The following is an 11,621-nucleotide window of genomic DNA, read 5'->3' on the forward strand; positions in this document are numbered from 1 at the left end:
TACGTGATTGATAAATCCGCCTTTATTCATCCTACCGCCATTGTGGAAACGGGTGCCATCATTGGCGCACACGTCCACATTGGCCCGTTTTGTATTGTTGGACCCCATGTCGAAATTGGTGAGGGTACAGTACTGAAATCTCACGTTGTCGTGAATGGTCATACCACCATTGGCTGCAACAATGAGATCTATCAGTTCGCCTCCATCGGCGAAGTTAACCAGGATCTTAAGTATGCTGGCGAACCGACCCGCGTGGAAATCGGCGATCGTAACCGCATTCGCGAAAGCGTCACCATTCATCGTGGTACAACGCAAGGCGGTGGATTGACGAAGGTGGGCAGCGACAACCTGTTTATGGTTAATGCGCATATTGCGCACGACTGTACCGTGGGTAGCCGCTGTATTCTCGCCAACAACGCAACGCTGGCGGGGCACGTATCGGTCGATGATTTCGCAATTATTGGCGGCATGACCGCAGTCCATCAGTTCTGCATCATCGGTGCACACGTGATGGTCGGCGGGTGCTCCGGTGTGGCGCAGGACGTCCCACCGTTTGTGATTGCGCAGGGCAACCATGCCACGCCGTTTGGCGTGAACATTGAAGGCCTTAAGCGTCGTGGCTTTAGCCGCGAAGCGATTACCGCGATCCGCAACGCGTACAAATTGCTGTACCGTAGCGGTAAAACGCTGGAAGAGGCGAAGCCGGAAATTGCCGAGCTGGCGAATAAGCACCCTGAAGTGAAAACGTTCATGGAATTCTTTGAACGTTCAACCCGTGGTCTGATTCGTTAATGGTCGACAGTCGTCCGCTTACTATCGCCCTGGTCGCCGGAGAAACCTCCGGCGATATTCTTGGTGCAGGTCTTATCCGCGCGCTTAAAGCCCGTGTACCCAATGCCCGCTTTGTGGGCGTGGCTGGGCCGCTGATGCAGGCCGAAGGCTGTGAAGCCTGGTATGAAATGGAAGAGCTGGCTGTGATGGGCATCGTCGAGGTGCTGGGCCGCCTGCGTCGCCTGCTGCATATTCGCGCCGATCTTACCCGCCGCTTTACCGACCTCAAGCCCGATGTCTTTGTCGGCATTGATGCACCTGATTTCAATATTACCCTTGAAGGGAACCTGAAAAAGCAGGGGATCAAAACTATCCATTACGTCAGCCCGTCCGTGTGGGCGTGGCGACAGAAACGCGTTTTCAAAATCGGACGGTCCACCAATCTGGTGCTGGCTTTTCTGCCTTTCGAAAAAGCGTTTTACGACAGGTTTAATGTCCCGTGCCGTTTTATCGGTCATACCATGGCGGATGCCATGCCGCTGGACCCTGATAAAAATGCGGCGCGTGACGAACTGGGCATCCCGCATGATGTGCACTGTCTGGCGCTGCTGCCAGGGAGCCGGGGTGCGGAAGTTGAAATGCTCAGTGCCGATTTCCTGAAAACGGCGCAAATTCTCCGCAAGACGTACCCAGACCTTGAAGTGGTCGTGCCGCTGGTGAATGCCAAACGCCGCGAGCAGTTTGAGCGTATCAAAGCCGAGGTTGCCCCGGATCTTCACGTCCGCCTGCTGGACGGGAAAGGACGGCAAGCCATGTTTGCGAGCGATGCCGCACTGCTGGCTTCCGGCACGGCTGCGCTGGAGTGTATGCTGGCAAAATGCCCAATGGTGGTCGGTTATCGCATGAAACCGTTTACCTTCTGGCTGGCAAAACGTCTGGTAAAAACAGACTACGTATCCCTGCCAAACCTGCTTGCAGGTCGCGAGCTGGTGAAAGAACTCTTGCAGGATGAATGCCAGCCGCAGGCACTGGCTGATGCATTACTGCCGCTGCTGGCCAACGGTAAAACCAGCCACCAGATGCATGATACTTTCCGTGAACTGCATCAACTGATCCGCTGTAATGCTGATGAGCAGGCGGCCGATGCGGTGCTGGAGTTAGCACAATGATGGAATTTATTTATCCCCATACCCACCTCGTTGCCGGTGTGGATGAAGTCGGTCGTGGTCCGTTAGTGGGTGCCGTTGTGACCGCGGCGGTGATCCTCGATCCAGCCCGCCCGATCCCTGGCCTGAACGACTCGAAAAAACTGAGCGAAAAGCGCCGCCTGGCGCTGTTCGATGAAATTAAAGAGAAGGCGCTGGCCTGGAGTCTCGGGCGCGCAGAGCCGGATGAGATCGACGATCTGAACATTCTGCACGCCACCATGCTGGCGATGCAGCGTGCCGTTGCTGGCCTGAAGATTGTGCCTGAGTATGTGCTGATCGACGGTAACCGTTGCCCGGCGCTGCCGATGCCTTCAATGGCTGTTGTTAAAGGCGATAGCCGCGTCGCGGAAATCAGTGCGGCGTCAATCATTGCCAAAGTGACGCGCGATGCCGAAATGGCCGCGCTGGACCTCACTTATCCCGCGTATGGTTTCGCCCAGCACAAGGGATATCCAACGGCTTTCCATCTGGAAAAGCTGGCTGAACATGGCGCAACTGAACATCATCGGCGCAGCTTTGGCCCGGTGAAACGCGCGCTGGGACTGGTGTCCTGAATCAAGACGCAAGCAATTAAGTAACGCGGGATCTGAAGATGGCTGAACCACGTTTCGTACACCTGCGGGTGCATAGCGACTACTCCATGATCGATGGGCTGGCAAAGACCGGGCCGCTGGTAAAGAAGGCGGCCTCGCTTGGCATGCCTGCGCTGGCGATCACCGATTTTACCAACCTGTGTGGCCTGGTGAAGTTCTACGGAACGGCGCATGGCGCAGGATTAAAGCCCATCGTCGGCGCGGATTTCCACGTGCAGAGCGACCTGCTCGGCGATGAGATGACGCAAATTTCCGTGTTAGCCATGAATAACACGGGCTATCAGAACCTCACTCTGCTGATCTCAAAAGCCTACCAGCGCGGCTACGGCGCGCTGGGTCCATGGATTGACCGCGACTGGCTGGCGGAGCTGAACGAAGGTCTGCTGCTGATCTCCGGTGGCCGTATGGGTGATGTCGGCAAATGTCTGCTGCGCGGGAACAACGTGCTGGTGGATCAGTGCGTCTCGTTCTACGAAGAGTATTTCCCGGATCGCTATTACCTGGAGCTAATCCGTACCGGGCGTGCGGATGAAGAGAGCTATCTGCATGCGGCCGTCGCCCTGGCGGAAGCGCGTGGCCTGCCTGTGGTAGCCACCAACGATGTGCGCTTCCTTGAGCCGGGCGATTTTGACGCACATGAAATTCGCGTCGCTATCCACGACGGCTTCACCCTCGACGATCCGAAACGTCCTCGCAACTACTCATCGCAGCAGTACATGCGCAGCGAAGAGGAAATGTGTGAGCTCTTCTCCGACATCCCGGAAGCGCTGGAAAACAGCGTAGAGATTGCCAAGCGCTGCAACGTCACCGTGCGTCTCGGCGAATATTTCCTGCCGCAGTTCCCGACGGGCGACATGACCACGGAAGATTTCCTGGTCATGAAATCGAAAGAGGGCCTTGAAGAGCGTCTGGAATTCCTCTTCCCGGATGAAGCGGTCCGTAAAGAGAAGCGTCCTGAATATGACGAGCGTCTGGATATTGAACTCCAGGTGATCAACCAGATGGGGTTCCCTGGCTACTTCCTGATCGTAATGGAGTTCATCCAGTGGTCGAAGGATAACGGCGTACCGGTTGGCCCGGGCCGTGGTTCAGGTGCCGGCTCGCTGGTGGCGTATGCGCTGAAAATCACCGACCTCGATCCGCTGGAATTCGACCTGCTGTTCGAACGTTTCCTTAACCCGGAACGTGTCTCCATGCCCGACTTCGACGTCGACTTCTGCATGGAAAAACGCGACCAGGTGATTGAGCACGTGGCCGATATGTACGGTCGTGATGCGGTTTCACAGATCATTACCTTCGGTACGATGGCGGCGAAAGCGGTTATCCGCGACGTGGGCCGCGTTCTGGGCCACCCCTACGGTTTTGTCGATCGAATCTCTAAGCTGGTGCCGCCCGATCCGGGCATGACCCTGGCGAAAGCCTTTGAAGCTGAACCTCAGCTGCCGGAAATCTACGAAGCCGACGAAGAGGTGAAAGCGCTGATCGACATGGCGCGCAAGCTGGAGGGCGTCACGCGTAACGCCGGTAAGCATGCGGGGGGCGTGGTTATCGCCCCGACCAAAATCACTGACTTCGCGCCGCTGTACTGCGATGAAGCGGGTCAGCATCCGGTCACCCAGTTCGACAAGAACGACGTTGAATACGCCGGGCTTGTGAAGTTCGACTTCCTTGGTTTGCGTACGTTGACCATCATCAACTGGGCGCTGGAGATGATCAACGCCCGCCGTGAGAAGAACGGCGAGCCGCCGCTGGATATTGCGGCTATCCCGCTTGATGACAAGAAAAGTTTCGACATGCTGCAACGCTCCGAGACGACAGCCGTCTTCCAGCTTGAATCCCGCGGCATGAAAGATTTGATTAAGCGTCTGCAACCAGACTGCTTCGAAGATATGATCGCGCTGGTGGCTCTGTTCCGTCCGGGCCCGTTGCAGTCGGGGATGGTAGATAACTTTATCGACCGTAAGCACGGGCGCGAAGAGATTTCCTATCCGGATGTGCAGTGGCAGCATGAAAGCCTGAAACCGGTACTGGAGCCAACCTACGGCATCATCCTGTATCAGGAACAGGTCATGCAGATCGCCCAGGTGCTTTCTGGTTACACCCTTGGCGGCGCAGATATGTTGCGTCGTGCGATGGGTAAGAAAAAGCCGGAAGAGATGGCCAAGCAGCGTTCCATCTTTGAAGATGGGGCGAAGAAAAACGGCGTCGATGGCGAACTGGCGATGAAAATCTTCGACCTGGTGGAAAAATTCGCCGGGTACGGATTTAACAAATCCCACTCCGCCGCTTATGCTTTGGTGTCGTATCAGACGCTGTGGCTGAAGGCTCACTATCCCGCTGAGTTTATGGCGGCGGTAATGACCGCCGATATGGACAACACCGAAAAGGTGGTTGGCCTGGTGGACGAGTGCTGGCGCATGGGGCTGAAGATCCTGCCGCCGGATATTAACTCGGGCCTGTACCATTTCCACGTCAACGATGACGGGGAAATCGTCTATGGGATCGGCGCGATCAAGGGCGTGGGTGAGGGGCCGATCGAGGCGATCATCGAAGCGCGTAAAAACGGCGGCTATTTCCGCGAGCTGTTCGACCTGTGCGCCCGCACCGATACCAAAAAACTGAACCGGCGCGTGCTGGAAAAACTGATCATGTCCGGTGCGTTTGACCGGCTGGGGCCACACCGCGCCGCGCTGATGAACTCGCTCGGCGATGCGCTGAAAGCGGCCGATCAGCATGCTAAAGCGGAAGCCATTGGTCAGGCGGATATGTTCGGTGTGCTGGCGGAAGAGCCAGAGCAGATCGAGCAGTCCTATTCCAACTGCCAGCCCTGGCCAGAACAGGTGGTGCTGGATGGGGAGCGTGAGACGTTAGGCCTGTACCTGACGGGACACCCGATCAACCAGTATCTGAAAGAAATTGAGCGCTATGTCGGCGGCCACAGGCTTAAAGACATGCATCCGACAGAACGTGGTAAAATCACCACGGCTGCGGGGCTCGTGATTGCTGCAAGGGTAATGGTCACCAAGCGCGGCAATCGTATCGGCATCTGTACCCTGGATGACCGTTCCGGGCGTCTGGAGGTGATGTTGTTCACCGACGCGCTGGATAAATACCAGCAATTGCTGGAAAAAGACCGCATACTTATCGTCAGCGGACAGGTCAGCTTTGATGACTTCAGCGGGGGGCTTAAAATGACCGCCCGTGAAGTGATGGACATTGACGAAGCCCGGGAAAAATATGCTCGCGGGCTTGCTATCTCGCTGACGGACAGGCAAATTGATGACCAGCTTTTAAACCGACTCCGTCAGTCTCTGGAACCCCACCGCTCGGGGACCATTCCAGTACATCTCTACTATCAGAGGGCGGATGCACGTGCGCGGTTGCGCTTTGGTGCAACGTGGCGTGTCTCTCCGAGCGATCGTTTACTGAACGATCTCCGTGGCCTCATTGGTTCGGAGCAGGTGGAACTGGAGTTTGACTAATACAGGAATACTATGAGTCTGAATTTCCTTGATTTCGAACAGCCGATTGCAGAGCTGGAAGCGAAAATCGATTCTCTGACAGCCGTAAGCCGTCAGGATGAAAAACTGGATATTAACATCGACGAAGAAGTGCATCGTCTGCGTGAAAAAAGCGTAGAACTGACGCGCAAAATCTTTGCCGATCTCGGCGCATGGCAGATCGCCCAGCTGGCGCGTCATCCACAGCGTCCGTACACCCTGGATTATGTCCGCCTGGCGTTTGACGAATTTGACGAACTGGCAGGCGACCGCGCATACGCTGACGATAAAGCTATCGTCGGCGGTATCGCGCGTCTGGATGGACGTCCGGTGATGATCATTGGTCACCAGAAAGGCCGTGAAACCAAAGAGAAGATCCGTCGTAACTTCGGTATGCCAGCACCAGAAGGCTACCGTAAGGCCCTGCGTCTGATGGAGATGGCTGAGCGTTTCAATATGCCAATCATCACCTTCATCGACACCCCGGGTGCTTACCCGGGTGTTGGCGCAGAAGAGCGCGGTCAGTCTGAAGCCATCGCACGCAACCTGCGTGAGATGTCTCGCCTGAAAGTGCCGGTCATCTGTACCGTTATCGGTGAAGGTGGTTCCGGCGGTGCGCTGGCAATTGGCGTGGGCGATAAAGTGAATATGCTGCAGTACAGCACTTATTCCGTTATCTCTCCGGAAGGCTGTGCCTCCATTCTGTGGAAAAGTGCCGATAAAGCGCCGCTGGCTGCGGAAGCGATGGGCATCATTGCCCCACGTCTGAAAGAGCTGAAGCTGATCGACACCGTTATCCCTGAACCGCTGGGTGGCGCGCACCGTAAGCCGGAAGTGATGGCTGCTTCCCTGAAAGCGCAGCTGCTGGCAGATCTGGCGGATCTGGACGTGCTGAGCACAGAAGATCTGCTCAACCGTCGTTATCAGCGTCTGATGACCTACGGTTACGCGTAAGCCTCACAATTATCCTAAAAGCCGCACATTGTTGCGGCTTTTTTTATACCTGCCGTTTACCTTAACTATGCTTATCTGATGTTTTTCAAGGAGGTAAACCATGAACATCATTGCCATCATGGGGCCACACGGCGTCTTTTATAAAGACGAACCCATCAAGGAGCTGGAGCAAGCCCTTAAAGCACGCGGATATCAGCTAATCTGGCCGCAAAACAGCGCCGACCTGCTGAAATTCATCGAACACAATCCGCGCATCTGTGGCGTGATATTCGACTGGGACGAATACGACATGGAGTTGTGCAGCGATATCAATAAGCTCAACGAATATCTTCCGCTGTACGCCTTTATCAACACTCACTCGACCATGGACGTCAGCGCCCATGATATGCGTATGGCGCTGTGGTTCTTCGAATACGCGCTCGGCGTGGCTGAGGACATTGCGACCCGCATTCAGCAGTACACCGGTGAATATCTGGATAACATCACCCCGCCGTTTACGCGTGCGCTGTTCACCTATGTGAATGAAGGGAAGTACACCTTCTGTACGCCAGGCCACATGGCGGGAACGGCCTATCAAAAAAGCCCGGTGGGATGCCTGTTCTATGATTTCTTTGGCGGTAACACGCTGAAGGCGGACGTGTCGATTTCAGTGACCGAGTTGGGCTCTCTGCTGGATCATACCGGCCCGCATCTGGAAGCCGAAGAGTACATCGCCCGGACCTTTGGTGCCGAGCAGAGCTACATGGTGACCAACGGAACCTCGACATCGAACAAGATCGTCGGCATGTATGCCGCGCCTGCCGGTAGCACCCTGCTGATTGACCGGAACTGCCATAAATCACTGGCGCATTTGCTGATGATGAGTGACGTCGTGCCGCTCTGGCTGTCTCCCACGCGTAATGCGCTGGGGATCCTCGGCGGCATTCCTCGCCGTGAGTTCGCGCATGAAGCCATTGAAAATAAGATCGCGGTGATCCCCGAGGCAAGCTGGCCTGTGCATGCGGTGATCACCAACTCCACCTATGACGGGCTGCTTTACAACACGAACTGGATCAAGCAGACGCTGGACGTGCCGTCGATTCACTTTGACTCCGCGTGGGTGCCTTACACCAATTTCCACCCGATTTACTCGGGTAAAAGTGGGATGAGCGGCGAGCGGGTGCCGGGCAAGGTGTTCTTCGAGACGCAGTCGACGCACAAAATGCTGGCCGCGTTTTCCCAGGCGTCTCTCATTCACATCAAGGGCGAATACGACGAGGACACCTTCAACGAAGCCTTCATGATGCACACGACCACGTCGCCCAGCTACCCGCTGGTGGCGTCCATCGAAACGGCGGCGGCGATGCTGCGCGGTAATCCCGGGAAACGCCTTATTAATCGTTCGGTGGAGCGGGCGCTGCATTTCCGAAAAGAGGTTCAGCGACTTAAAGATGAAGCGGACGGCTGGTTCTTTGATATCTGGCAGCCGGAAGAGATTGATGAAGCAGAATGCTGGCCCGTCGCGCCGGGGGAGAGCTGGCACGGTTTTCGGGATGCTGATGCAGACCACATGTTCCTCGATCCGGTTAAGGTGACGATCCTGACGCCGGGTATGGATGAGCAGGGTGTGATGGGTGAGGAAGGGATCCCGGCTGCGCTGGTGGCGAAGTTCCTTGATGAGCGCGGCGTGGTGGTGGAGAAAACCGGCCCCTATAATTTGCTGTTCCTGTTCAGTATCGGGATCGATAAAACCCGCGCGATGGGCCTGCTGCGCGGGCTTATGGAGTTTAAGCGCGCATACGATCTTAACCTGCGGGTGAAGAATATGCTGCCGGATCTCTACGCGGAAGATCCTGACTTCTACCGCAATATGCGTATTCAGGATCTGGCCCAGGGGATCCACAGGCTGATCCGCCAGCACGATCTGCCGCGCCTGATGCTGCAGGCATTTGATGTTCTGCCTGAAATGAAGCTGACGCCGCACAGGGCGTGGCAGCGCCAGGTGAAAGGGGAGGTTGAAACCATTGAGCTGGAGAACCTGGTCGGGCGGGTATCAGCCAACATGATCCTGCCTTATCCACCGGGCGTACCGCTGCTGATGCCGGGCGAGATGATCACCGAGGAGAGCCGGGCGGTGCTCGATTTCCTGCTGATGCTTTGTTCGATAGGGCGCCACTATCCGGGCTTTGAGACGGATATTCACGGTGCGAAACGCGATGATAACGGTGTGTACTGGGTGAGAGTCCTAAAATAAAAGGGGCCGCTTGCCAGGGGCGGGTTGTCGGTTGTAACGTTCAGGACATCATAAAAAGGAGAAACTATGCTGGGTTTAAAAGCTGTTCATCATATTGCGATCATTGCCACCGATTACGCGAAAAGTAAGGCCTTTTACTGCGACATTCTCGGCTTTACGCTGTTGAGCGAGGCCTACCGCGAGGAGCGCGATTCCTGGAAAGGCGATCTGGCGTTAAACGGACAATATGTGATTGAACTGTTCTCTTTTCCTTTCCCGCCAGCGCGTCCTTCGCGCCCGGAAGCCTGCGGCCTGCGCCACCTGGCCTTCAGCGTCGATAACCTGGACAGCGCGGTAAAGCATCTGGAAGCCCACGGCGTGGCCTGTGAAGCAATTCGCATCGATCCCTTCACCGATAAACGTTTCACTTTTTTCAACGATCCGGACGGTCTGCCGCTGGAGCTTTATCAGCAGTAATCGCCGTCATGTGTGATAATGCCCGTTCAGTTCGGGCATTTTTTATGTGTAATTTCCTATGACCTTACCCGCTATCGCGCACGCCGTTTCACCCTACCGCCAGCTGCTGGTGGGGTTCAGCGGTGGCGTGGATTCCACCGTTTTGCTGCACCGTCTTAAGCTCTGGCGCGACCGTGAGCCTGACGTCCAGCTGCGGGCGATGCATATCCATCACGGCTTAAGCCCCCATGCCGACGACTGGGTGGCGCACTGCGAAGCGGTGTGCTCAGGGTGGGCGATCCCGCTAATCGTTGAACGCGTCACGCTTGAGGATGAAGGGCTGGGTATTGAGGCGCAGGCGCGCAAAGCCCGCTACGCCGCGTTTTCCGGCGCGTTACAGCCTGGAGAAGCGTTGGTCACCGCGCAGCATCTGGACGACCAGTGCGAGACGTTTTTACTGGCGCTCAAGCGGGGCAGCGGGCCTGCGGGTTTATCCGCCATGCCTGAGCGTGCTGGTTTTGCTGAAACAGAGCTCATCCGCCCGCTACTGGGTGAGACGCGCGCATCACTGGAAGCCTGGGCGCAGCAACATCATCTGCGCTGGATTGAAGACGAAAGCAATCAGGACGACAGTTACGACCGTAACTTCCTGCGCCTGCGCGTCTTACCGCTGCTGAGTGAGCGCTGGGCCCATTTTTCCGAAGCGGTGGCCAGAAGTGCCATGCTTTGTGCTGAACAGGAAAGCTTGCTGGATGAGTTGCTGAGCGGGGAGCTGAATACGCTGACTACCGCTGACGGTGCCCTGAACATTGCGCCGTTGAAAGTGATGAGCCCCGTGCGTCGGGCTGCTCTGATTCGTCGCTGGCTGGCTTCCCACCGTGCGGTTATGCCGTCCCGGGCGATGCTCAACCGTATCTGGGAAGAAGTTGCACAGGCGCGGGAAGATGCCGCACCGTGTATACACCTGAATGGTTATGACGTCAGGCGCTATAAAGAGCAACTATGGTGGGTGAAATCTGTGCCGTCGCTGGCTGACGTTGTGCTCGACTGGCCGTCGCCGGAAAAAGCACTAACGCTACCGTTGAATGCCGGTGTCGTTGCGTTAAGCCATTCGGGCAATGTGCGTCTACCTGAGCCGGACGAGAACGTCACCATACGCTTCAGGGCCAGCGGCATGCTGCATATCGTTGGGCGTAACGGCGGGCGTAAACTGAAGAAAATCTGGCAGGAACAGAACGTTCCGCCCTGGCGACGTGATACCACGCCGCTTGTGTTTTACGGCGACACGCTCATCGCGGCGGCAGGTGTGTTTATTACCCAGGAAGGGTGGGCTGAAGCGGGTGTCAATTTTGAATGGAAAGCGTAACGGGCAGCCTGGCTGCCCGTTGGTTATCAGGATTCGCTCACCACGACGGTGCCGATTTCCGGATGGCTGAAACTGGCAATTTTGTCGAGGCGTAGCTCACGCGTTGCACCTGCATCTTCCACAACCAGGTATTCCACATTTTTACGGGAAACCAGATCGCTGGCCTTTGCCTTTAGCACTTCGCCATCTTTTAGCTCCAGCGTCAGTATAAAATGATGCTGGCAGGCGAGTTCGAGGTTGTCATAGTCATCACAATTGATGGGTTGATAGATATCATTCATCGACATAATCGCTCACCAGTAAATTCGCCGCAGCATACGCTGCTTTTTCCCTGACCGATTCAGAAAGGCTCTCATCAGAGGCCACTTCATTCAGCACGTTCAATACACAGCCCAACGCATCCGGGATGTACCCCAGATCTCCGCTGGCAATTTCCGCATACCGTCTGCGAATCAACTCACAATAATTATTCACATCACCTCCTGCCAGCGTACTGACTTACTGTGAGATATCATTAAGCCTACGAAGTTAAACTCGGTTTAGCAAGGTGACTATACCATA

Annotated in this window: 10 protein-coding genes; 8 read left to right on the forward strand and 2 right to left on the reverse strand. The window is 56.0% G+C overall.

Features of this window, described 5'->3' with window-relative positions; all coding sequences use genetic code 11:
* Positions 1-3 precede the first annotated feature (3 nt).
* The 8 genes from lpxA (at position 4) to tilS (ending at position 11,060) form a co-directional block, all read left to right on the forward strand.
* Positions 4-792 (forward strand): acyl-ACP--UDP-N-acetylglucosamine O-acyltransferase, encoded by a 789-nt coding sequence (gene lpxA, locus HWQ15_RS12540; protein ID WP_063148785.1) that lies wholly within the window; start codon positions 4-6, stop codon positions 790-792.
* Positions 792-1,940: a lipid-A-disaccharide synthase gene (gene lpxB / locus HWQ15_RS12545; RefSeq protein WP_023305467.1), complete on the forward strand. Its 1,149-nt coding sequence runs from the start codon at positions 792-794 to the stop codon at positions 1,938-1,940. The genes lpxA and lpxB overlap by 1 nt, the downstream gene beginning before the upstream one ends.
* Positions 1,937-2,533 carry a ribonuclease HII gene (rnhB, locus tag HWQ15_RS12550; protein ID WP_022647112.1) on the forward strand — a complete coding sequence of 199 codons (597 nt, stop codon included), beginning with the start codon at positions 1,937-1,939 and terminating at the stop codon, positions 2,531-2,533. The genes lpxB and rnhB overlap by 4 nt, the downstream gene beginning before the upstream one ends.
* A gap of 38 nt (positions 2,534-2,571) precedes the next feature.
* Positions 2,572-6,054, forward strand: a complete 3,483-nt coding sequence (gene dnaE, locus HWQ15_RS12555; protein WP_063148786.1) for a DNA polymerase III subunit alpha — start codon at positions 2,572-2,574, stop codon at positions 6,052-6,054.
* Between the two features lie 12 nt (positions 6,055-6,066).
* Positions 6,067-7,026, forward strand: coding sequence for an acetyl-CoA carboxylase carboxyl transferase subunit alpha (gene accA, locus HWQ15_RS12560; RefSeq protein WP_003856154.1), 960 nt, complete (start codon positions 6,067-6,069; stop codon positions 7,024-7,026).
* Between the two features lie 100 nt (positions 7,027-7,126).
* A complete protein-coding gene (locus HWQ15_RS12565; protein WP_063148787.1) occupies positions 7,127-9,259 on the forward strand; it encodes a lysine decarboxylase LdcC in 2,133 nt (710 codons plus the stop codon).
* Between the two features lie 66 nt (positions 9,260-9,325).
* Entirely contained in the window at positions 9,326-9,715 is a 390-nt protein-coding gene (locus HWQ15_RS12570) for a VOC family protein (protein WP_022647115.1), read from the forward strand.
* A gap of 58 nt (positions 9,716-9,773) precedes the next feature.
* Complete coding sequence (gene tilS / locus HWQ15_RS12575; RefSeq protein WP_063148788.1) at positions 9,774-11,060, forward strand: tRNA lysidine(34) synthetase TilS; 1,287 nt, start codon at positions 9,774-9,776, stop codon at positions 11,058-11,060.
* A gap of 26 nt (positions 11,061-11,086) precedes the next feature.
* On the opposite strand, the gene rof is transcribed toward tilS, so the two are convergent.
* Positions 11,087-11,347, reverse strand: a complete 261-nt coding sequence (rof, locus tag HWQ15_RS12580; RefSeq protein ID WP_063148789.1) for a Rho-binding antiterminator — start codon at positions 11,345-11,347, stop codon at positions 11,087-11,089.
* Positions 11,334-11,534, reverse strand: coding sequence for a YaeP family protein (locus tag HWQ15_RS12585; RefSeq protein ID WP_003856146.1), 201 nt, complete (start codon positions 11,532-11,534; stop codon positions 11,334-11,336). Before HWQ15_RS12585 ends, rof begins: the two co-directional genes overlap by 14 nt.
* Positions 11,535-11,621 lie beyond the last annotated feature (87 nt).

This window comes from Enterobacter sp. DSM 30060 (assembly GCF_013375955.1).
Lineage (GTDB): Bacteria > Pseudomonadota > Gammaproteobacteria > Enterobacterales > Enterobacteriaceae > Enterobacter > Enterobacter intestinihominis.

Excerpts from the sequence above, each read along its gene's own strand:
- HWQ15_RS12565 (WP_063148787.1), top strand. The coding sequence starts at position 7,127 with ATGAACATCATTGCCATCATGGGGCCACACGGCGTCTTTTATAAAGAC.
- rnhB (WP_022647112.1), top strand. The coding sequence starts at position 1,937 with ATGATGGAATTTATTTATCCCCATACCCACCTCGTTGCCGGTGTGGAT.
- rof (WP_063148789.1), bottom strand. The coding sequence starts at position 11,347 with ATGTCGATGAATGATATCTATCAACCCATCAATTGTGATGACTATGAC.
- dnaE (WP_063148786.1), top strand. The coding sequence starts at position 2,572 with ATGGCTGAACCACGTTTCGTACACCTGCGGGTGCATAGCGACTACTCC.
- tilS (WP_063148788.1), top strand. The coding sequence starts at position 9,774 with ATGACCTTACCCGCTATCGCGCACGCCGTTTCACCCTACCGCCAGCTG.
- accA (WP_003856154.1), top strand. The coding sequence starts at position 6,067 with ATGAGTCTGAATTTCCTTGATTTCGAACAGCCGATTGCAGAGCTGGAA.
- lpxB (WP_023305467.1), top strand. The coding sequence starts at position 792 with ATGGTCGACAGTCGTCCGCTTACTATCGCCCTGGTCGCCGGAGAAACC.
- HWQ15_RS12570 (WP_022647115.1), top strand. The coding sequence starts at position 9,326 with ATGCTGGGTTTAAAAGCTGTTCATCATATTGCGATCATTGCCACCGAT.